Origin of the sequence: Paraburkholderia sp. RL17-383-BIF-A (assembly GCF_046028015.1) — a bacterium.
Classification (GTDB): Bacteria; Pseudomonadota; Gammaproteobacteria; order Burkholderiales; family Burkholderiaceae; genus Paraburkholderia.
Genome location: NZ_JARESR010000032.1, coordinates 59,314 through 81,656, shown reverse-complemented (window position 1 = coordinate 81,656; position 22,343 = coordinate 59,314). Strand labels below are relative to the sequence as shown.

The 22,343-nt window shown below is 62.3% G+C and carries 19 protein-coding genes; 1 reads left to right on the top strand and 18 read right to left on the bottom strand.

The features are described from left to right. Positions 1 to 14 precede the first annotated feature (14 nt). Complete coding sequence (locus tag P0D71_RS28700) at positions 15 to 938, bottom strand: histone deacetylase family protein (protein WP_091800112.1); 924 nt, start codon at positions 936 to 938, stop codon at positions 15 to 17. Between the two features lie 289 nt (positions 939 to 1,227). On the opposite strand from P0D71_RS28700, the gene mltB reads away from it, so the two are divergent. Continuing rightward, positions 1,228 to 2,376 carry a lytic murein transglycosylase B gene (gene mltB / locus P0D71_RS28695; protein WP_091801093.1) on the top strand — a complete coding sequence of 383 codons (1,149 nt, stop codon included), beginning with the start codon at positions 1,228 to 1,230 and terminating at the stop codon, positions 2,374 to 2,376. 108 nt (positions 2,377 to 2,484) lie between these two features. Here mltB and cysM read toward each other — a convergent pair whose 3' ends face one another. The 17 genes from cysM to gyrA all read right to left on the bottom strand — a co-directional run bounded on the left by cysM (position 2,485) and on the right by gyrA (position 22,122). Then, complete coding sequence (gene cysM / locus P0D71_RS28690) at positions 2,485 to 3,387, bottom strand: cysteine synthase CysM (RefSeq protein WP_091800109.1); 903 nt, start codon at positions 3,385 to 3,387, stop codon at positions 2,485 to 2,487. Between the two features lie 273 nt (positions 3,388 to 3,660). Then, on the bottom strand, positions 3,661 to 4,026 hold the full coding sequence (locus P0D71_RS28685) for a ComEA family DNA-binding protein (RefSeq protein WP_091800106.1): 366 nt from the start codon (positions 4,024 to 4,026) through the stop codon (positions 3,661 to 3,663). Between the two features lie 77 nt (positions 4,027 to 4,103). After that, positions 4,104 to 5,096, bottom strand: a complete 993-nt coding sequence (gene rfaD / locus P0D71_RS28680; protein ID WP_106283259.1) for an ADP-glyceromanno-heptose 6-epimerase — start codon at positions 5,094 to 5,096, stop codon at positions 4,104 to 4,106. Positions 5,097 to 5,241: 145 nt separating this feature from the next. Then, a complete protein-coding gene (rfaE1, locus tag P0D71_RS28675; protein ID WP_091801090.1) occupies positions 5,242 to 6,249 on the bottom strand; it encodes a D-glycero-beta-D-manno-heptose-7-phosphate kinase in 1,008 nt (335 codons plus the stop codon). Further along, positions 6,215 to 7,618, bottom strand: a complete 1,404-nt coding sequence (locus P0D71_RS28670) for a UDP-glucose dehydrogenase family protein (RefSeq protein ID WP_408296450.1) — start codon at positions 7,616 to 7,618, stop codon at positions 6,215 to 6,217. The genes rfaE1 and P0D71_RS28670 overlap by 35 nt, the downstream gene beginning before the upstream one ends. Positions 7,619 to 7,765: 147 nt before the next feature. Continuing rightward, on the bottom strand, positions 7,766 to 8,941 hold the full coding sequence (lapB, locus tag P0D71_RS28665; protein ID WP_091800097.1) for a lipopolysaccharide assembly protein LapB: 1,176 nt from the start codon (positions 8,939 to 8,941) through the stop codon (positions 7,766 to 7,768). A 67-nt stretch (positions 8,942 to 9,008) separates the two neighbouring features. Then, on the bottom strand, positions 9,009 to 9,302 hold the full coding sequence (locus P0D71_RS28660) for a LapA family protein (RefSeq protein ID WP_091800094.1): 294 nt from the start codon (positions 9,300 to 9,302) through the stop codon (positions 9,009 to 9,011). Positions 9,303 to 9,716: 414 nt separating this feature from the next. After that, a complete protein-coding gene (locus tag P0D71_RS28655) occupies positions 9,717 to 10,040 on the bottom strand; it encodes an integration host factor subunit beta (protein WP_007180889.1) in 324 nt (107 codons plus the stop codon). Between the two features lie 21 nt (positions 10,041 to 10,061). Next, complete coding sequence (gene rpsA, locus P0D71_RS28650; protein WP_091800091.1) at positions 10,062 to 11,795, bottom strand: 30S ribosomal protein S1; 1,734 nt, start codon at positions 11,793 to 11,795, stop codon at positions 10,062 to 10,064. Between the two features lie 162 nt (positions 11,796 to 11,957). Next, on the bottom strand, positions 11,958 to 12,644 hold the full coding sequence (gene cmk / locus P0D71_RS28645; RefSeq protein ID WP_408483201.1) for a (d)CMP kinase: 687 nt from the start codon (positions 12,642 to 12,644) through the stop codon (positions 11,958 to 11,960). 35 nt (positions 12,645 to 12,679) lie between these two features. Continuing rightward, positions 12,680 to 13,984: a 3-phosphoshikimate 1-carboxyvinyltransferase gene (gene aroA, locus P0D71_RS28640; RefSeq protein WP_408185320.1), complete on the bottom strand. Its 1,305-nt coding sequence runs from the start codon at positions 13,982 to 13,984 to the stop codon at positions 12,680 to 12,682. Positions 13,985 to 14,003: 19 nt separating this feature from the next. Continuing rightward, entirely contained in the window at positions 14,004 to 14,945 is a 942-nt protein-coding gene (locus tag P0D71_RS28635; RefSeq protein ID WP_408483200.1) for a prephenate dehydrogenase, read from the bottom strand. 52 nt (positions 14,946 to 14,997) lie between these two features. Next, a complete protein-coding gene (gene hisC / locus P0D71_RS28630) occupies positions 14,998 to 16,110 on the bottom strand; it encodes a histidinol-phosphate transaminase (protein ID WP_091800077.1) in 1,113 nt (370 codons plus the stop codon). 78 nt (positions 16,111 to 16,188) lie between these two features. Further along, positions 16,189 to 17,271, bottom strand: coding sequence for a prephenate dehydratase (pheA, locus tag P0D71_RS28625; protein WP_408185323.1), 1,083 nt, complete (start codon positions 17,269 to 17,271; stop codon positions 16,189 to 16,191). Positions 17,272 to 17,341: 70 nt separating this feature from the next. Then, positions 17,342 to 18,424, bottom strand: a complete 1,083-nt coding sequence (gene serC / locus P0D71_RS28620) for a 3-phosphoserine/phosphohydroxythreonine transaminase (RefSeq protein WP_091801087.1) — start codon at positions 18,422 to 18,424, stop codon at positions 17,342 to 17,344. A gap of 323 nt (positions 18,425 to 18,747) precedes the next feature. Then, entirely contained in the window at positions 18,748 to 19,350 is a 603-nt protein-coding gene (locus P0D71_RS28615) for a DUF2059 domain-containing protein (RefSeq protein ID WP_007180881.1), read from the bottom strand. A gap of 123 nt (positions 19,351 to 19,473) precedes the next feature. Beyond that, complete coding sequence (gene gyrA, locus P0D71_RS28610; RefSeq protein ID WP_408185325.1) at positions 19,474 to 22,122, bottom strand: DNA gyrase subunit A; 2,649 nt, start codon at positions 22,120 to 22,122, stop codon at positions 19,474 to 19,476. Positions 22,123 to 22,343 lie beyond the last annotated feature (221 nt).

Below are 22,343 nucleotides of genomic sequence, written 5' to 3'. Positions count from 1 at the left end.
CGCCGCGCGACGGCTCAGATCCCGGCCAGCGAGCGCACGTGGGCGACCACGCTGCGACCCAGCGCGGACAGGTTGTAGCCGCCTTCGAGACAGCTCACGATGCGCCCGCGCGAATAGCGCTTCGCGATTTCGCGCATCTGATCGGTGATCCACGCGTAATCGTCTTCGACAAGGCCCATGTTGCCGAGGTCGTCCTCGCGATGCGCGTCGAAGCCAGCCGAGATGAACACCATCTCCGGTTTGAACTCGTGCAGGCGCGGCAGCCACAGCATGTCCACCGCCTCGCGCACCGCCATGCCTTTCGAGCGCGCCGGCATCGGCACGTTGCACATGTTGGGCGCATGGTTGTCGGCACCGGTGAACGGGTAGAAGGGATGCTGGAAGAAGCTGCACATGAGCACGCGCGAGTCGCCCGAAAAGGCCGCCTCGGTGCCGTTGCCGTGATGCACGTCGAAGTCGATGATCGCGACGCGCGAGAGGCCGTGCACTTCGAGCGCATGACGCGCGGCGATCGCGATATTGTTGAAGAAGCAGAAGCCCATGGCGCGCGCCGGTTCGGCGTGGTGGCCGGGCGGCCGGATGCTGCAGAAGGCATTGTCGTAGCGGCCTTCGATCACCGCGTCGGTCGCGGCTACCGCTGCGCCCGCCGCACGCAGCGCGGCTTTCAACGTGTGCGGGTTCATCGTCGTATCGGGATCGATTTCGGCGGTGCCTTCAGCGGGTGAGCGGCTGCGGATGTAATCGACGTGGGCTTGCGTATGCACGCGCAGCAGCGCGGCTTCGTCGGCGAGCGGCGCCAACTCGCGCTCGATCAGCGAATCGATGCGGCTTCCGATCAATTGGTCTTCAATTGCCTGCAGGCGCGCGGGGCATTCGGGATGCCATTGCCCCATATCGTGCAGCAGACAGTCGTGGTGGGAATAAAAGCCAGTTGCCATGATTCTTTTCTGCGGCGACGCGTTTCGAACGCGTGCGGCATGTCTCCATCCAGGGGCGCGCGCCCTCGGCGCGCCAACAGTCATCAAGTTACCACACGATGCGGCTGTGACGCGTCAGGCACAGTTTTGCGGGGAGGCGTCGGGTATACTGCCCCGATCGATTTTTCCCGTCTTCCCTCGTCTCCCGCGCACCGCGCCTTAGCTCACTATGACCGTCAAGCTTGCTCTGTCTGCACGAAACCGGCTACGCATCACGTCCATGGCCGCCGCACTGTCCGTCGCATCGTGCATGATCATGGCAACCAGTCCCGCGATCGCGCAAAGTGCCGGCAAGAAACCGTCGGTGCTGCTCGCGCAAGGCCAGCCGCAACCCGCGGTGCCGCAAGGGCAAACGTTTGAAGAAGAGATCATCCCGCAGCGCTACGCGAACAACCCCAATGTCGATGCGTTCATCAACGACATGGTGGCGCGTTACGACTTCGACGAGTCCGCGCTGCACGCGCTCTTTGCCGGCGTGAGTTATTCGGCGACGGCAGTCAAGCTCGTGACGCCGTCGCCTTCGCCCGCGGTCAAGAACTGGCGCGTGTACCAGGCGCGCTTTCTCGACCAGGTCCGCATCAATGCCGGCGTGCGCTTCTGGCGCGCGAATCAGGCTACGCTGCAACGCGCCTATGAAGAGTTCGGCGTGCCGCCGGAAGTGATCGTCGGCATCATCGGCGTGGAGACGATCTATGGGCGCTTCATGGGCAATTTCCGCGTGCTCGACGCGCTGACCACGCTCAGCTTCGACTATCCGGGCACCGCTAATCGCGCGGACCGCCAGGCGACCTTCCGCAAGAATCTCGAAGACTACCTGGTATGGACACGCGACTCGCAGATCGATCCGACCACGGTGCTGGGTTCCTACACCGGCGCGATCGGCATTCCGCAGTTCCTGCCGAGCAGCATCGTGCAATACGCGGTGAGCTACGACGGCAACAAGCAGATCGACTTGCGCACGAGTCAGGCGGATGCGATCGGCAGCGTGGCGAATTACCTGCGCCAGAACGGTTGGGAAAACGGCCGGCCAGTAGTGTGGAAGATCGGCTCGGACGCCGGCAGCCTGGGCGTCGCACAAGCGGCCGCCGACGGCCAGCCGGAGCCGCACTGGCCGCTCGACCAATTGCTGCGCGCCGGCTTGCTGCTGAACGAACCGGGCGTGGACATCGCGTCGGAAGCCGGCACGCCGGTCACGGTGGTGGATCTGCCCTCGCCCGGACGCGGCACCGAGTTCATGCTGGGCTTGAAAAATTTCTACGTGCTGACGCGCTATAACCGCAGCTTCTTCTACGCGCTCGCGGTGTATCAGTTGGGCCAGCGGGTCAAGGCGCAGATGGAAGCAAGCGACGCGACCAACGCCGTCAACAACGCCGCGCCGCCGGTTGCGGCCTCGCAATAGCTGGCGGTGCGGGCGCCGGGTGCGTCCCGCAATGCCACAAGACGAAAAAAAGCGCCGGTCTTCTGAACCGGCGCTTTTTCATTGCGCGAGCGGCTTCAAGCTACGCGCTTACGCAGGAAACACACCCGTCGACAGATAGCGGTCACCGCGGTCGCAAACAATGAACACGATCGTCGCGTTCTCGACCTGCCGTGCGACGCGCAGCGCCACTTCGCACGCGCCGCCCGACGAGATGCCAGCAAAGATGCCTTCCACCGACGCCATACGGCGCGCCATGGCTTCAGCCGCGGCCTGGCTCACATTCTCCACGCGGTCCACCCGGCTGCGATCGAAAATCTTCGGCAAATAGGCTTCCGGCCATTTGCGAATGCCCGGAATGCGCGAACCCTCTTCGGGTTGCGCGCCGATGATCTCGATAGCCTGATTCTGCTCTTTCAGATAGGTGGACACGCCCATGATCGTGCCGGTCGTACCCATGGACGACACGAAGTGCGTAATGCGCCCTTCGGTGTCGCGCCAGATCTCAGGGCCGGTGCCTTCGACGTGCGCAGCCGGATTGTCCGGGTTGGCGAACTGGTCGAGGATGATGCCCTTGCCTTCGCGCTGCATCTGCTCGGCCAGATCGCGTGCGTACTCCATGCCGCCCGTGACCGGCGTGAGAACGATCTGCGCGCCATACGCGGCCATGCTCTGACGGCGCTCCACCGACAGATCTTCCGGCATGATCAGGACCATTTTGTAGCCACGGATCGCGGCCGCCATGGCAAGCGCGATACCGGTGTTGCCGCTGGTCGATTCGATCAGCGTGTCGCCTGGCTTGATACGCCCGCGTGCTTCCGCTTTCGCGATCATCGACAACGCCGGACGGTCCTTCACCGACCCCGCGGGGTTGTTGCCCTCGAGCTTCGCAAGGATCACGTTATTGCGGCTGCGGATCTCGTCGTCGGGGAGCCGGACGAGTTGTACGAGCGGCGTATTGCCGATCGTGTCTTCAATCGTTTTGTAAGCCATATTGGTTCTGGTGCTGTCGCCGCGCAAAGTCTCAATCCATCGATTCTAAACCACCGTGCACGCGGCTGCCGTGCGGCCCTTCTGAGCGCATGGATGCAGGCTCCCCTGAGTGAGGGGACGCAGCACAAAAAGCCCGCGGCTGAGAACCGCGGGAGCCAGTCATCTGCATGACAGCTGAAGGAGCGTTCTTGACGACTCCGACCATGAAGGGAAAATCAGGGCGACGCAGCCGCCGCACGACCCACCAGGCCCGCGCGCCAGCTGCGCGTGAGGCTATTTCTTCACCGCCACCGTGGCGTTGTTCTTCGGCGTGTTGGCCGCAGCGGCCGCGCCTTTGGTCTGTGCAGACGCCGCAGCCTGCGGGTTAGCAGCCGCGCCAGCCGGACCGATAGCGAGACCCTCCGCCTGCAGGCGCTCGACGGTATGCCCGCCCATGCCTTTGACGCGCTTGCCGAGATCGGCCGGGTCCTTGAACGGACCATGCGCTGCACGCTCGTCGAGAATGGCTTTCGCTTTGGCAGGACCGATGCCCTTGATGCCGCGCAGCGCATCCTCATTAGCCGTGTTGACGTCGACCGCCGCATAAGCGTGGCCAAAAGCGGCGAGCATGGCCGCGGTAACCAGAATTTTTCGAAACATATGGAATCTCCCTCGTACAACCGGTTGGCGACCATCACCAACCGGGAGATTCCAGTTTAAAGAGGGATCCGAATTATTTACACCTGGCCGAACAGCCAACGTACGTAACGGTCGACACCTTCCTGCACGCTCAGGAACGGCGCGTCGTAGCCGGCCGCGCGCAGCTTCGATTGATCCGCTTGCGTGAAGCACTGGTACTTGCCGCGCAAGGCGTCTGGGAACGGAATGTATTCGATCAGCCCGCGCTGCACCTGATCCGCGAGCGACAGCGCCGGTTCGTTGTTGAGCGAGCGCAGCGTGTTGACCACCGTGCTGGCAATGTCGTTGAACGGTTGCGCACGGCCGCTGCCGAGATTGAAGATGCCCGATTTGTCCGGATTGTCGAAGAAGAACAGGTTGACCTTCACCACGTCTTCAACCGAAACGAAGTCGCGCGTCTGTTCGCCCGCGGCATAGCCGTTGTATTCGCCGAACAGCTTGACCTTGCCCTCGGCGCGGAACTGGTTGAAGTTGTGGAACGCCACCGACGCCATGCGCGCCTTATGCGTTTCGCGCGGCCCGTAGACGTTGAAATAACGGAAGCCGGCAATCTGGCTTTTCGCGGTGGGCAGCACGCGGCGGATCACCTGATCGAACAGAAACTTCGAGTAGCCGTACACGTTCAGCGGCTGCTCGACTTCGCGCTCTTCGACGAACCGGCTCGAGCCACCATACGTTGCCGCCGACGATGCATACAGGAACTGAATGTTCTGCGCGAGGCAGACGTCGAGCACGTCGCGGCTGTAGCGGAAGTTGTTGTCCATCATGTAGCGGCCGTCGGTTTCCATCGTGTCCGAGCAGGCGCCTTCGTGGAAAATCGCGCGCACCTTGCCGAAGTCGCCGCGCTTGAAGCGTTCGACGAACTCAGTCTTGTCGAGGTAGTCGTCGATCTCGCAGTCGACGAGGTTCTTGAATTTGTCCGCGCGCGTCAGATTGTCGACCGCGATGATGCGTTGTTCACCGCGCTCGTTGAGCGCCTTCACGAGATTGCTGCCGATAAAACCGGCCGCGCCGGTGACGATGAGGGTCATGATTGATGATCCTGCGATAGTGAGCTTGGCATGGGATCGGAGTCAGCGCCGGGCGCTCGCTCCGATCGACAGGTTCAGTCGACGCCGCGCGGGTTCCTGTTACACGCCGTTGATAAAAGCACGGCGAGGGACCCGGCGGGCCGCATCAATGAAAAAGTTCGTCGTAGTCGACGGTGGCAGTGCCGAGTTTGCCGACCACGATGCCGGCCGCGCGATTCGCGAGCCCGACCGCCTCGACCAGCGTGAGGCCCGCACCGAGCATCGCGGCAAGCGTGGCGATCACGGTGTCGCCCGCGCCCGAGACATCATACACTTCGCGTGCGACCGCCGATGCGTGCAGGACGCCGTCGTCCGAGAAGAGCGTCATGCCCTCTTCCGAGCGCGTCAGCAGCAACGCCTTGAACTGGAGATCGGTGCGCAGTTTCGTCACGCGCGCGAGCAGATCTTCTTCCGATTTCCACTGGCCAATCACCTCGCGCAATTCGGCGCGGTTCGGCGTGATCAGCGTCGCGCCACGATAGCGTTCCCAGTCGTCGCCCTTCGGATCGACCAGCACGGGTTTGCCCGCCGCATGCGCCTTCGCGATCATCTGCGTGACGTGGGTCAGGCCGCCCTTCGCGTAGTCGGACATCAGGATCACGTCGTGCGACGGCAGCAGTTCGTCGAACCGCGCGAGACCGGCGAGCAGCACTTCGTGCGCCGGCGAGTTTTCGAAATCGACGCGCAACAGCTGTTGCTGGCGCGACAGCACACGCAGCTTGATCGTGGTGAGAAGCGCCGGGTCACGCTCGAGATAGGGCTTCACGCCGCTTTCGTTCAGCAACTGCACGATGCGCTCGCCAGGTTCGTCATGGCCGACCACGCATAGCAAGCCTGCTTGCGCGCCGAGCGCAACCGCGTTGCGCGCGACGTTCGCCGCGCCGCCCAAGCGGTCTTCCTGACGCTGCACGTGCACGACCGGCACCGGCGCTTCCGGCGAAATGCGATTCACGTCGCCGAACCAGTAGCGATCGAGCATGACGTCGCCCACCACCAGCACGCGCGCCGCGGCGAGCTGTTCGCGCGGCACGACGGTGAGCTGCGGCGCGGGCGTGGACGGGATGGCGCCGGGCACGGTCTCAGGCATTGGCCGGAAGTTCAGAGGGTTGGGCATAAGGGCGTCCAATCGAGTGATAGTCGATGCCGAGTTCGGTCATCGCGTCCGGTTCATACAGGTTGCGTCCGTCGAAAATCAGCGGCGACTTCAGCACCGATTTCAGATGCACGAAATCCGGGCTCTTGAATTCTTTCCATTCGGTCACGATCACGAGCGCGTCGGCGTCCGTCAACGTTTCGTCCTGCGTGCCCGCAAAGGTAAGACGCGCGAACTGGTCCGGCACGTCATGCAGATCCATGGCGAACACGCGGCGCGCTTCGGTCACCGCAACCGGATCGTACGCACGCACGTGGGCGCCGCGCGCGAGCAGTTCCGCGATCAGGCGACGGCTCGGCGCCTCGCGCATGTCGTCGGTATTCGGCTTGAACGCGAGACCCCACACGGCAAATGTGCGGCCGCTCAGATCGTCGCCGAGCTTGGCCGTGATCTTATGCACCAGCACGTCTTTCTGCTTGTCGTTCACTTCCTCGACCGCTTCGAGGATGCGCAGATTGTGGCCGCTCTCGCTAGCCGTGCGGATCAGCGCCTGGACGTCTTTCGGGAAACACGAGCCGCCGTAGCCGCAACCGGCATACAGGAAGTGATAGCCGATGCGCGGATCGGAGCCGATACCGCGGCGCACCGCTTCGATATCCGCGCCGACGCGGTCCGCCAGATTCGACATTTCGTTCATGAACGAGATGCGCGTGGCGAGCATCGCATTGGCGGCGTATTTGGTGAATTCGGCCGAGCGCACGTCCATGTAGAGCGTGCGTTCGTGATTGCGGTTGAACGGCGCGTACAGACGCTTCATCAGTTCGCGCGCGCGCAGGCCGGCTTCGTCTTCATCCAGGCCGATCACGATGCGGTCGGGGCGCATGAAGTCGTCGACCGCCGCGCCTTCCTTCAGGAATTCGGGATTGGACACCACCGAGAAGCGATGTTGCGCGCTGCCCGCGAGTCCGCGTTTGGCCAGTTCTTCTTCGACCACCGCGCGCACACGCTGCGCGGTGCCGACCGGTACCGTCGATTTGTCGACGATCACCTTGAAGCCGTTCATCGTGCGGCCGATGTTGCGGGCCGCTTCGAGCACGTATTGCAGATCGGCCGAACCGTCTTCGTCCGGGGGCGTGCCGACGGCGATGAACTGCACGTCGCCGTGCGCGACGCTGGCTTCGACATCCGTGGAAAACGTGATGCGGCGCGCCGCGCGCGTGCGGGCGATCATCTCCTGCAAGCCGGGCTCGTGAATCGGCACGCCGCCGTTGTTGAGGATTTCGATCTTGCGCGGATCGACGTCCAGACAGAAAACGTCGTGGCCGATCTCGGCGAGGCACGCGCCGGTGACGAGACCCACATAGCCCGTGCCGATAATGGTGATTTTCATACGCTTTCCGGTAGAAGGTTCCGGTGATGATTCCCGGCGATAAAGCCGGTCATGAACAGGTTGCGGGATCCGCCCGCGCGGGGACGCTTGCCACGCGCGGATTCGCGGCGCGAGCGCGTGGCTGGACCCGGCGTGACCACCCGCGTGTCAGTTCGACGCGGTGATCGGCTCGACCCGGCGCGGCGCATAGGTTTCCCAACCGCTGCAGCCCGGACATTGCCAGTAGAAAAGCCGCGCCCTGAAACCGCAATTCTGGCATGTATACCGTGGCAGATTTTTGGTGCGCTGGCGAATCAGCGTGCGCATCAGTTCGAGTTCGCTGCGGCGCGGTTCTTCCGCGACGGCTTCCTGCGCCTCGAGCAGCCGCGTCATGCCCGCCAGATTCGGCGACTTCTGCATTTGTGAGCGCGCCAGCGCATGCGCGGCCTCGGGTCCGCGCAGCGATGCGACGTGCTGGTAAGCCACGTCGAGCAGATCGTTGGTCGGATAGCGGTCCACCCACGTGGTGAGCAGATCGGCGCCATCTTGCGGACGGCCGAGCGCCTCGTAAGCCTTCATCAGCTTTTCCGCGACCAGCGGCAGATAAGCCGGGTTCTGCTCTTCCACCCGGCGCCATTGCGCTATCGCCGCTTCCGGCGCGCCGCCGGCTGCGTCGACGTCGCCGAACAGGATCGTGGCGCGCACATTGGTCGGGTTCGCCTTCAACGCGAAGCCGAGCTGACGGCGGGCCTCGTCGGGCTTCTTCTGTTGCAGCGCTTCCTGCGCGAGTTCGCAGTGGAACTGCGCGATTTCCTTGTCGAGCGACTCCGCACCCATCGTTTCCAGATGACGGGCCGTGTCGATCGACTTGACCCAGTCCTTCTCGATTTCGTAGATGGTGAGAAGCGCGCGCTGCGCGCCCAGCGCGTAGTCGCCGGTTTCGAGCGAGCGGAAGGTTTCTTCGGCGCGATCGAGCAAGCCCGCTTTCAGGAAATCCTGCCCCAACTCATAGAGCGCATGATCGCGCTCGCTGACCGGCAGGTCGGCACGGCTCAACAGATTCTGATGCACGCGAATCGCGCGATCCGTTTCACCGCGGCGACGGAACAGGTTGCCCAGCGCGAAGTGCAGTTCGACCGTTTCCGGATCGAGCTTGACCACTTCGATGAACGCGTCGATCGCCTGGTCCGGCTGTTCGTTGAGCAGGAAATTCAGGCCGCGGAAATACGAGCGCGGCAGGTTGGCGCTTTCGGACAGCAGCGTCTTGAGGTCGTAGCGCGCAGCCATCCAGCCGAACGCGAAAGCGACGGGTATGACAAGCAGCCACCAGAAGTCTAGATCCATGCGATAAATGCAAATGTGCGGGAAAGCGAAGACGGAAAGCCGCGCTCATGCGCGCGGCGAAGGGAATTCAGATCAGCGGCGGCATGGGCGGTTGCTCGACCACGACCGGGGTTTCGCGCGCCACGCGCAACTCGCGTTTGAGCCGGCCGTTTTCCATGCGCAAACGCACCATGGCCGGCATCGACGACACCAGCCCAGCCAGCAGCCCTACCACGAAGAAGGCGAGGCCGATCAGGATCAACGGCGCCGACCATGCGTAGCCGGCGAGGAAATTCAGCGTAGCAGGTTGTGTGTTGGAGAGCGCCAGCACCAGCAGCAGCACGAACACCAGCACACGGATCAGCCAGACGATAAATTTCATGTATAGGTCTCTTGACGGCAGTTGCGGGGTGACGCCGGCTTGATGACGCGTCGCGCCACGGTGTTGCCCGCGCCGAAGTGACCCGTATTGTAATTGAAGCCCTCGCGGCTGGGCAGGAACTGGCGGATTACGGGCTTACGGGGCTTTATCGTGCTACATCTTGCCGCAAACGGCTACGCGCGCGGGCGAGTCGGTGATTGGGTGATTGGGTGATTGGGTGATTGGGTAGTCACGCGGTTAGACGGCTCGGCGAGAGGCGCTACCAGCCAATCGCACGTCGATCCAAGTGAATCCGCACGTGCAAAACGTACAGACGAAAAAAAAGCGCCCGAAGGCGCTTTTTCTGGTCTTTTGCCGACTGGCTTTGGCCGCTGACGCTACCCATGCCACGCTGCAAATAACACAGCGAAGCATTTACAGGTCGTCATCCGGCTCTTCGGCCTTCAGCGGCTCGCCCGCGCGACGATCTACCCGCTCGCGCAATTCCTTGCCCGGCTTGAAGTGCGGTACGTACTTCTCAGGTACCAACACCTTCTCGCCCGACTTCGGATTACGCCCGACGCGGGAGGGACGGCGGTTAAGGCCGAAGCTGCCGAAGCCACGAATTTCGATGCGATGACCGTTGGCAAGTGCCTCCGACATCGCATCAAGCATCGTCTTCACCGCGAAATCCGCATCTTTAAGAACAAGTTGCGGAAATCGCGTAGCCAGCTGGGCGACCAATTCCGATTTGGTCATACTGCAGCAGACCTCTCAGGCTTACTGGTTCTGGCCGTCGAGCTTGGCCTTCAGCAGCGCGCCGAGGTTCGTCGTGCCGGTAGCAGCCGAGCTCGAGTCCGACGAAGCCAGGCCGCGGATCGCTTCCTGTTGCTCAGCCGAATCCTTGGCCTTGATCGACAGGTTGATGCCACGCGACTTGCGATCGATGTTGATGATCATCGCGTTGACCTTGTCGCCGTCCTTCAGCACGTTGCGAGCATCTTCCACGCGGTCTTGTGCGATTTCCGAAGCGCGCAGGTAGCCTTCGACTTCAGCCGACAGCTGAACCACGGCACCCTTCGCGTCCACCGACTTGACCACGCCGTCGACGATCGAACCCTTGTCGTTCATGGCAACGAAGTTGCTGAACGGGTCGCCTTCGAGCTGCTTGATACCCAGCGAAATGCGTTCCTTCTCGACGTCGATGCCGAGAACGATCGCTTCCACTTCGTCGCCCTTCTTGTACTTGCGAACTGCTTCTTCGCCCGTTTCCGACCACGACAGGTCCGACAGGTGAACCAGACCGTCGATGCCGCCCGGCAGACCGATGAAGACGCCGAAGTCGGTGATCGACTTGATCGCGCCTTGCAGCTTGTCGCCCTTCTTGAAGTTGCGGCTGAAGTCGTCCCACGGGTTCGGCTTGCATTGCTTCATGCCGAGGCTGATACGGCGGCGGTCTTCGTCGATTTCGAGAACCATGACTTCGACTTCGTCGCCCAGTTGCACAACCTTCGACGGTGCAACGTTCTTGTTCGTCCAGTCCATTTCCGACACGTGAACCAGGCCTTCGATGCCCGATTCGACTTCGACGAATGCGCCGTAGTCGGTGATGTTGGTGACCTTACCGAACAGGCGCGTGCCCGACGGGTAACGGCGCGAGATGCCTTCCCACGGATCGTCGCCCAGTTGCTTGATGCCCAGCGAAACTCGGTTCTTCTCTTGGTCGAACTTGAGGATCTTCGCGGTGACTTCCTGGCCAACCGACAGCACTTCGCTCGGGTGACGCACACGACGCCATGCGATGTCGGTGATGTGCAGCAGGCCGTCGATACCGCCGAGGTCCACGAACGCGCCGTAATCGGTGATGTTCTTCACCACGCCTTCCACGATCGCGCCTTCCTTCAGCGTTTCAAGCAGCTTTGCGCGCTCTTCGCCTTGGGTCGCTTCGATCACAGCGCGGCGCGACAGCACGACGTTGTTACGCTTGCGGTCGAGCTTGATGACGCGGAATTCCAGCGTCTTGCCTTCGTACGGGGTCGTGTCCTTGACCGGACGAGTATCAACCAGCGAACCCGGCAGGAACGCGCGGATGCCGTTGACCATGACGGTCATGCCGCCCTTGACCTTGCCCGTGATCGTGCCGGTCACGAGTTCGTTGTTGTCGAGAGCCTTTTCCAGCGACAGCCACGAAGCCAGGCGCTTCGCCTTGTCGCGCGACAGGATCGTGTCGCCATAGCCGTTTTCCAGCGCGTCGATCGCGACGGAAACGAAGTCGCCCGCCTGCACTTCTACCTCGCCCGCGTCGTTCAGGAACTCTTCGAGCGGGATGTAGGCTTCGGACTTGAGACCAGCGTTGACGACCACGAAGTTGTGGTCAACACGCACGACTTCGGCGGAGATCACTTCGCCGGCGCGCATGTCTTGCTTGGTCAGCGACTCTTCGAACAGAGCCGCAAAAGATTCGGTATTCGGGGTAGAGGTTTGCAGGTCGGACATAAAAATCAAAATTTGCATGGTTCTCGCGGTGCCCGGCTGGCCGGATGGTCAGCAATAACGGCTAGTGTGCGAATGCCACGCGGGGTTAAAGGGTTAATACAAGCTTCGCGACGATCGCGAAACACCTACTGACAACGGACTTCTACTGCGCCCACACCCGAAGCACAACGCGTACTTTCATCAGGCATGCGGGACTAAAGCTTCATACCATTGCACCACCTGCTCGACCGCCTGGTCGACCGACAATGCGGAAGTATCAAGCAGCTTTGCATCCGCTGCAGGCTTGAGTGGCGCGGCTATGCGCTGACTGTCACGCTCGTCGCGCTCACGCAAATCCCGGAGCAAGTCATCTATATTAGCAGAAAATCCTTTTTGGATCAATTGCTTATGCCGGCGCGCCGCGCGGGCCTCCACGCTGGCGGTCATGAACACCTTCAGCACGGCGTCCTGGAAGATCACGGTGCCCATGTCGCGGCCGTCGGCAACCAGCCCCGGTTCCTTACGAAAAGCCCGCTGGCGCGCCACCAGCGCGGTACGCACCGGCGCGTGCACAGCGATCGCGGAGGCGCGGCTGCCGACTTCCTCGGCGCGAATCTCTGCCGATACATCGACACCGTCGAGCTGCGCCAGCCCTTCGCGAAAAGTGATATGCAGATCGTCAATCAGCTTCGTCAGCGCATCGGCATCGTGCGCCGCAATGTTGTAGCGCAGGCTGGCGAGCGCGGCGAGACGGTACAGCGCGCCGCTGTCCAGCAAGTGGAAGCCGAGGCTCGCGGCAACCAGCGCGGCCACGGTGCCTTTGCCGGAGGCACTCGGGCCGTCGATCGTAATGACGGGCGTCTGGTGAAAGGGACGGGTCGGTTTCATCGAAAAAGTCGCACGTCGGTCGATTCGGGGTCGAATCAGGGTTGAGCAAGCGCAATAAAGCGCTCGAAATAATCGGGAAAGGTCTTGCCGACGCACTTCGGGTCGTTGATCCGCACCGGCACGCCACCGAGACTCACCAGCGAAAAGCACATGGCCATGCGGTGGTCATCGTAGGTATCGATGGCGGCGTTCGGAGTCAGCTTTTCAGGCGGTTCGATGACGATGAAGTCCTCGCCTTCCTGCACCTTGGCGCCGACCTTGCGCAGTTCGGTCGCCATCGCGGCGAGCCGGTCGGTTTCCTTCACGCGCCAGCTGGCGATATTGCGCAGCGTGGTTGCGCCGTCGGCGAACAGGGCCGCGACGGCGATCGTCATGGCTGCGTCGGGAATCAGATTGCAATCCATGTCGATCGGCTCGAGCTTGCCGTTGTCGTGACCGACGCCGCGCACTTCGATCCAGTCGTCGCCCATCTGCAGGTTCGCGCCCATCTTGATCAGCGCATCGGCAAAGCCGACGTCGCCCTGAATGCTCGCGCGGCCAACGCCCTCAACTCTCAATGGCCCGCCGCCGAGGGCGCCGGCCGCGAGAAAGTACGAAGCGGACGACGCATCGCCCTCCACCATGATCGTGCCCGGCGACTGATACCGCTGCCCCGCCGGCACGATGAACTGATGCCAGCCGTTGCGCTCGACCTTGATGCCGAAGCGCTCCATCAGCTTGATGGTGATCTCGATGTACGGCTTCGAGATCAGTTCGCCGTCCACCTGCACGGTGCTCACGCCGCTTTCGGTGCGCAGCAGCGGCAGCGTCATGAGAAGCGAGGTCAGGAACTGGCTCGACACGTCGCCACGCACGGTGATCGGCGCGTCGGCGTTGATCTGCCCGGGGCGAATCCGCAGCGGCGGATAGCCTTCGTTCTCTTCGTAATCGATCTTCGCGCCGAGCTGGCGCAGGCCGTCGACCAGATCGCCGATCGGCCGTTCGTGCATGCGCGGCACGCCGTGAATTCGATAGTCGCCACCATTGACCGCCAGCGCCGCCGTCAGCGGACGCACTGCCGTGCCGGCGTTGCCGAGAAACAGGTCGGCCGTGCGCGCCGTGAATGCGCCGCGCGTGCCCGCCACGACGCAGGTGTCGCCGTCGCGCTTCAGACGCACGCCGAGTTTTTCGAGCGCGTCGAGCATCACGCGGGTGTCGTCGGAGTCGAGCAGGTTCGTGATCGTCGTTTCGCCTTCGGCGAGCGCCGCGAGCAGCAGCACCCGGTTCGAGATGCTCTTCGAACCTGGCAGACGAATCGTGCCGGACGCGCGGGAGAACGGTCCGAGATCGAGGAATTCCATGATTGAGTCCAGTTTCCGGTTATTTCGACGCGTCGCTATTGGCGACGCCGGCAGCGCGCTGTTCCTGCCATTCGGTACGCGCCACGCGCGAGCGCGCGAACACGGTTTCGAGGGCGGCGCCGTCAGCGGCTTCGATCGCCGCGCGCAGGCGCGCGAGCACGGCCGTATAGGCGTCGAGTTCGTCGAGCAGCGCAACGCGATTGGCCACGCACACGTCGCGCCACATTTCCGGGCTCGACGCGGCAATCCGCGTGAAGTCGCGGAAACCGCCCGCCGCGAACGAGAATTTCAGCGCGGCATCGGGCGAATTGAGAATCTGCTCGACCAGCGCGAACGAGAGCACGTGCGGCAAATGGCTGACCGACGCGAACACGCGGTCGTGCTGCTCAGGTGTCATATTGCGCACCAGCGCGCCGGTGGCCCGCCACATGGCCGCGACGCGCTCCACGTCTGCCGACGCATTCTCAGGCAGCGGGCACAACACGACATTGCGGCCCACATACAAGTCAGGCAACGCGGCATCCACGCCGCTTGCCTCGCGGCCGGCAATCGGATGCCCCGGCACGAACTGGCCGATACGCGCGCCGAGCGCAGCACGGGCAGCAGCGACCACGTCCGACTTGGTGCTGCCGGCGTCGGTGATGATCGTGGCCGCATCGAGAAACGGGGCGATGCGTTCGAGCAGCGGCTGCGTTTGCGCGACCGGCGCGGCCAGCAGCACGAAGTCGGCGCCGGACAACGCTTCTCGCAGTGAAGTGTCGTCATTTAGCGCCGCCGAGCCGTCGATTACGCGCAGTTCCAGCGCACGCTCGGTCGACGCAGACGAACGTCCGACACCAATCACCTTGCGCGCGCCCTCGGTCTCGCGCCGCTCGCGCAACGCGCGCGCGAGCGATCCGCCGATCAGGCCGACACCGAAAATTACCAGCTTGTTAAAAGAAAACGCGGCCACGTCGGTCACAAATTGAGCGCGCCTGTCGTGCCGACGAGGCGCGCGGGTCAAGGGTTACCGCTTACGCGGTGGCGAGCGTTTTTTCGAGCGCCGCGATGAATGCTTCGTTCTCTTCCGGCAGGCCGATCGTGATGCGCAGCCATTGCGGCAAACCGTAGTTGCCGACCGGACGCACGATCACGCCCTGCTTCAGCAACGCCAGGTTGACGCGATTGCCGGCTGCGTCGTCGTTGCCGACACGCACCAGCACGAAGTTGCCATCCGACGGCACATATTCCAGACCGAGCTTGTCGAACGCTTCGGTCAGACGGCGATAGCCTTGCGCGTTCAACGCGGCGCTCTTTTCCAGAAACGCCTTGTCATTCAGTGCAGCGATCGCCGCGGCTTGCGCCAGCGTGTTCACATTGAACGGCTGACGCAGACGATTCAGCAGGTCGGTCAACTCGGGCTGTGCGATCGCGAAACCCACGCGCAAGCCCGCCAGGCCGAACGCCTTCGAAAACGTGCGCGACACCAGCAGATTCGGATAGCGGCGCACCCACGCGATCGAGTCGTAGCGCTTCTCTTCCGGCAGATACTCCGTGTACGCCTCGTCGAGCACTACGACCACGTTGCGCGGCACCTTGTCGAGAAACGCCTCGAGCTTCGCGCCTTCGATGAACGTGCCGGTCGGGTTGTTCGGGTTGGCGACGAAGATCAGGCGCGTGTCGTCGGTGATCGCGGCGAGCATCGCGTCGAGATCGTGACCGTATTTGACGGCCGGCACGACGATCGCACGAGCACCCAAGCCTTGCGTCGCCAACGCGTAAACCGCGAACGAGTACTGTGCATAGACGATCGACTGGCCCTTTTCCACAAAGGCATGCGCCGCAATTTCGAGGATGTCGTTACTGCCGTTGCCAAGCGTGATCCAGTCCGCCGGCACGCCATAGCGCTCGCTCAGCGCAGTTTTCAGCTCGAACGCATTGGCATCCGGGTAGCGGCCCAGTTCGCTGGCGGCCTGCGCCATGGCACGCTGCGCCGACTCCGGCATGCCGAGCGGATTCTCGTTCGACGCGAGTTTCACGATGGTCGCTTCGTCCAGACCGAACTCGCGGGCCACTTCCGAAATCGGTTTGCCTGCGATGTAAGGCGCAATAGCGCGAACGTAGGAAGGACCGAAAGACGCTGTCATGAGACTCTCCGAACGACTATGAGTAATTGAATGTGCGGCTGGCGCGCCCGGATGCTGCGGACCGCCGCTTGAGTAGCTTCAGTGGGCGCGCGGATACGAGCCCAGAATTTTCAGGAATGCAGCCTTCTCGCCGAGTTCGGCGAGCGCGGCGGCAACCGCCGGATCGTCGCGATGACCTTCGACGTCGATATAGAAGTAGTACTCCCACGTGCCGACGCGCGCCGGTCGCGATTCGAAGCGCGTCATCGATACGCTGTGACGCGCCAGCGGCTCCAGCAGCTTGAACACGGCGCCGGGCTCGTTCTGCACGGAAACGATCAGCGAAGTCTGGTCGTGTCCGCTCGGGCCGGCGGGCTGCTTGCCGATCATCACGAAGCGCGTGCGGTTGTGCGGATCGTCCTGGATCAGCGCATACGCTACCTGCAGGCCGTAGTGAGTCGCAGCGCGATCGCCGGCGATCGCCGCCACGGTCGGATCTTCAGCGGCCATGCGCGCCGCTTCCGCGTTGCTCGACACCGCCTGGCGCTCCAGATGCGGCGCGTTGGTCGACAGCCAACGCTGGCATTGGGCGAGCGCCTGCGCGTGCGCGCAAACACGCGTCACGCCGGTGAGGTCGCCGTTTAGCGTCAACAAATTATGATGAATCGGCAAAGCCAGTTCGCCGCCGATCGTGAGTTGCGTTTGCAGCAGCAGATCGAGCGTGCGCGACACCGCGCCTTCGGTCGAATTCTCGACCGGCACGACGCCGAATTCCGCGGCGCCCGCTTCGACCGAGCGAAACACTTCGTCGATTGACGGACATGGCAAGCCTTCGATCGACTGACCGAAGTACTCGTGCATGGCCTGTTCGCTGTAGGTGCCGACCGGGCCGAGGTAAGCGGCCTTGATGGTCTTCTCGAGCGCGCGGCTCGCGGCCATGATCTCGCGCCAGATCGCACTGATATGCTCGCTCGCGAGTGGCCCTTCGCTCATGTCCTGCAGACGCGCGATCACCTGCTGTTCGCGCTCCGGCCTGAACACCGGCGCGTTGAAATGCTTCTTGACTTCGCCCACCTCGAGCGCCACCGCGGCGCGTTGATTGAGGAGCGCGATTAACTGCGCGTCGAGCGCGTCGATGCGTTCGCGAAGAGGCTTGAGTCGGGTATTGAGTTCGTCGTCCATGCGTGAAAACGGCCCTGCCGGTAGCTGCTGCACAAATGCGTGCTGGAAAGGATGCGCGCGCCCTGATGACTCAGGCGCTGCGCTGTTCGAATTCCTTCATGTATTCGACAAGCGCTTTGACGCCCTCGAGCGGGACGGCGTTATAAATCGACGCCCGCATGCCGCCGACGGACTTGTGGCCCTTTAGCTGCACCATTCCCCGCGCTTTCGCGCCGGCCAGGAAATCTTCGTTGCGGGACTCGTCGGCGAGGAAGAACGGGACGTTCATCCGCGAGCGCGAGCCGTGTTCGACCTTGTTCAGATAGAAGCTGCTCGAGTCGATCGCGTCGTACAGCAGCTTCGACTTTTCGAGATTACGTGCTTCCATCGCGGCAAGGCCGCCCTGCTTCTTCAACCACTTGAACACCAGCCCGGCGATGTAGATCGCGTAAGTGGGCGGTGTGTTGTACATCGAATTGTTCTCGGCGACGGTCTTCCATTCGAACGCCGACGGGCAGATCGGCAGCGCACGATCCAGCATGTCTTCGCGCACGACCACCACCGTCACGCCGGCCATACCGATGTTCTTCTGCGCGCCGCCAAACAGCACGCCGTATTTGGCGATGTCCATGGGACGCGACAGGATATGCGACGAGGCGTCCGCCACCAGCGGAATATCGCCGAGATCGGGAATCTCGAACGTCTCGACGCCGTGGATCGTCTCGTTCGTGCATAGATGCACGTAAGCCGGGTCGTCCGACAGTTGCCATTCGGAGCGCGCGGGCGCGCGGGTAAAACCCTCGGCCGTCTGGCCGCTCGCCGCCAGATGCACGGTGCCGTACTTCTGCGCTTCCTTGAACGACTTCTGCGACCAGGAACCCGTCACGACGAAATCCGCGCGCGGCTTCGCGCCCATCAGATTCATCGGCACGATTGCGTTCTCGCCGAGACCGCCGCCTTGCAGGAACAGAATGCGATGGCTGGCCGGCACCTCGAGCAGGTCGCGCAGATCGACGAGCGCTTCCTCGTGGATCGACATGAACTCTTTCCCGCGATGGCTCATTTCCATCACGCTCATGCCGCTGCCTTGCCAATCGAGCATTTCGTCGGCGGCTTGACGCAGCACTTCTTCGGGCATGGCCGCAGGGCCGGCGGAGAAATTAAAGACGCGCATCGTGAGATCCTGGAAGCAGGCGCGAAAAACGAAGATCGCGCAAAAATCGGCGACGTTGGCAGCCGGGCCGGCAATGACCGTCTACTGACAACGTGATTTTGCCGGCGCAATTTTCTGACGCGGGTTTCAGGCCGCGGGTTGCAGACCGCGGGCTTCAGACCATTTCGCGCCAAAAAAGAAAATGGCCGTCTGCGCGTGTGCGCAAACGGCCATTATCGCATTGTCACAGCCAAGCCGCCAAACCCCGTGCGCCATCCAGTCTATGAGGCGGCCCCACCGGGAGGCGGCTGGCGCGATATCAGCGCAGCCTTTCGACCTTGAGCTTACTTGGCCGGCTTGACCGACGCGACTTCCTTGTCGGCCTGGTCACGCGTTGCCTTGATCGATTGCGGCATGTACTTTTGCATCAAGCCGTTCACGACGTCGCGGCCAACCTGGTCTTGCACCTGGATGAACTTGCGGCCGGTCGGGCTCTTGTAGAACGTCGTCAGATCCTTGATTTCCGACGTGCTGTAGTACTTCGCGTACGCGTCGTACTGAGCTTGCATGGCGTCCTGACGGAACGAGTCCGTTGCGAACACCTGGCCTGCGCCGTCAACCAGCTTCGGCACTGCGTTCTTTTGCAGCGTCGGGACGGAAGCCTGCTTCTGCTTGTCCGTCATCGTCTTGTTTTCGCTCAGTGCGTCCGACAGGATTGCCGGAACCAGCTGCTTGGCTTGCATCTGGGCGCTGTTGCCGATCGCGCCGACGAGCTTTTGCGCGTCGATGGCGTCCAACAGGTCCTTGATTGCAGCCTGCTTGGCCGGATCAACCGGTGCCGCGGCAGCAGCCGGAGCCGCCGGAGCCGGGCTCTGAAGCGCTTGAGCCATAGCGAAGGTCGGCACGAGGGCAGCCAGCAACATCAGTTGTTTGAATCGTTTTTGCATCATTACTCCCTAATAGAAATGAACTTGAACAGCAAGCTGCGCGGGACACGTATCAGCCCGACACGCCATTATTCCCGGCGCAGCTTTCAACCAATCACTGAGACTGTAAGACGCAGACACGAATCAGGCAGCACCGCCCGGTTCGCCGCCGTTGTCACCCGCGCTGTCACCTTCGGCGGGACCTTCGACGTCGCCTTCCGCATCACCCTCTGCTTCCGCCTCAGCAACCTGTTGCAGACCTGAAAGCTTGGTCCCTTCGTCAAGGCTGATGAGTGTAACACCTTGGGTTGCACGTCCCATTTCCCGAATTTCCGACACTCGCGTACGGATTAGCACCCCGGTATTGGTGATCAGCATGATCTGCGCTTCCTGATCCACCAGCGTGGCGGCGACGACCTTGCCGTTGCGCTCCGAGGTCTGGATCGCGATCATGCCCTTCGTACCGCGGCCATGACGGGTGTATTCGATGATCGGTGTACGCTTGCCGAAACCGTTTTCCGTAGCGGTAAGCACCGACTGCTGCTCGTCGCCCGCCACCAGCAACGCGATCACGCTCTGACCGTCTTCGAGCTGCATGCCGCGCACGCCGCGCGCTTCGCGGCCCATCGGACGCACGTCGTTCTCGTCGAAGCGAACCGCCTTGCCTGAATCCGAGAACAGCATGACATCGTGCTGACCGTCCGTAATGGCGGCGCCGATCAGGTAATCGCCGTCATCCAGACCGACCGCAATAATACCTTTGCGCAACACACGCCCAAAGGCTTCCAGCGGCGTCTTTTTTACCGTTCCTAACGCGGTGCCCATGAAGACGAATTTGTCAGCCGAGAATTCCTTGACCGGCAAGACAACCGTAATCTTTTCGCCTTCCTGAAGCGGGAAGATATTGATAATCGGACGGCCGCGCGAGTTCCGCGAACCTTGCGGCACTTCATAGACCTTCACGCTGTAGACGCGACCGCGATTCGAGAAGCACAGAATATGATCGTGCGTGTTCGCGATGAACAGCGTGTCGATCCAGTCGTCTTCTTTCATCGCCGTGGCCTGTTTGCCGCGACCACCGCGTTTCTGCGCGCTGTATTCGGACAACGGCTGCGATTTCACGTAGCCGGCGTGCGACATGGTCACGACCATTTCTTGCGGCGTGATCAGATCTTCCGTGTTCAGCTCGGTTGCGTTCAGCTCGATCTTCGAGCGGCGCGCGTCGCCGAATTCGGCTTTGATCGACGTGAGTTCGTCGACGATGATGGCCGTAATGCGTTCAGGACGAGCCAGAATGTCCAGCAGGTCGGCGATTTGCGCCATGACTTCGCGGTACTCGCCGATGATCTTGTCCTGCTCCAGGCCGGTCAGGCGCTGCAGACGCATCTGCAGAATTTCCTGAGCCTGGGTGTCGGACAGACGGTAGAGGCCGTCGGATTGCATGCCGAACGACGGATTCAAACCGTCAGGACGGTAGGCTTCGCGACCACCCGCCGTCGCATTTTCCGTCTCGGCGCGGGATAACATTTCGCGCACCAGCGAGGAATCCCACGGACGCGCCATCAATTCCTGCTTGGCGATCGGCGGAGTCGGCGCGGCTTTGATGATCGCGATGAACTCGTCGATGTTGGCGAGTGCAACCGCCAGACCCTCGAGCACGTGCCCGCGTTCACGCGCCTTGCGCAGTTCGTATACAGTGCGCCGCGTCAGCACTTCCCGGCGATGCGACAGGAAGCACGACAGCATTTCCTTCAGGTTCAGCAGCTTCGGCTGGCCGTCGACCAGCGCGACCATGTTCATGCCGAAGGTGTCCTGAAGCTGGGTCGCCTTGTACAGATTGTTCAGAACGACTTCCGGCACTTCGCCGCGCTTGAGTTCGATCACGACGCGCATGCCGCTCTTGTCGGACTCGTCGCGAATGTCGGAAATGCCCTCGAGCTTTTTCTCGTTGACCAGTTCGGCGATGCGCTCCAGAAGTGAGCGCTTGTTCACCTGGTACGGCAATTCGTCGACGATGATCGACATGCGCTGACCGCGGTCGATTTCCTCGAAGTGCGTGAGCGCGCGCATCACCACGCGGCCGCGGCCGGTGCGATAGCCGTCGCGCACGCCGGCCACGCCGTAGATGATGCCGGCGGTCGGGAAGTCGGGCGCCGGAATGATCTCGATCAGCTCGTCGATCGTGGATTCCGGGTTCTTGAGCAGATGCTGGCACGCGTCCACAACCTCATTGAGATTGTGCGGCGGGATGTTGGTCGCCATGCCGACCGCGATGCCGGACGAACCATTGATCAGCAGATTGGGAATACGCGCCGGCAGGATGGCCGGTTCGTTTTCGCTGCCGTCGTAGTTCGGCGTGAAGTCGACCGTTTCCTTGTCGATGTCGGCCAGCAGTTCGTGGCCGATCTTCGCCATGCGGATTTCGGTGTACCGCATGGCCGCGGCATTGTCGCCGTCGACCGAACCGAAGTTGCCCTGGCCGTCGACCAGCATGTAGCGCAGGGAGAAGTCCTGCGCCATCCGGACGATGGTGTCGTATACAGCCGTGTCGCCGTGCGGGTGATATTTACCGATAACGTCGCCGACGATACGCGCGGACTTCTTGTAAGCCCGGTTCCAGTCGTTGTTCAGTTCGTGCATCGCGTACAGCACGCGCCGGTGCACCGGCTTCAGGCCATCGCGAACATCGGGAAGCGCACGCCCTACGATCACGCTCATCGCGTAATCGAGATACGAACGGCGCATTTCCTCCTCTAGGGAGATTGGCAGAGTCTCTTTGGCGAATTGATCCATTATCCGTATCTTTTACGTGCCAAGACGACGGCTTAACTGCAATTCGCCGCGTCTTCGCGTAAGCATTGCAGACGCAACGCATCACGCGATTCTAACATGCCGCGAATCCGCTCCCGACGAAGGTACGTATACCTATTAGGCAGTGAATGCGAAGCCCACCTCAACGCTCCATTTTTGAGAGAGAGCAGGCTCGATTCGTGCGTGGGGCAATTCGCCGCTGA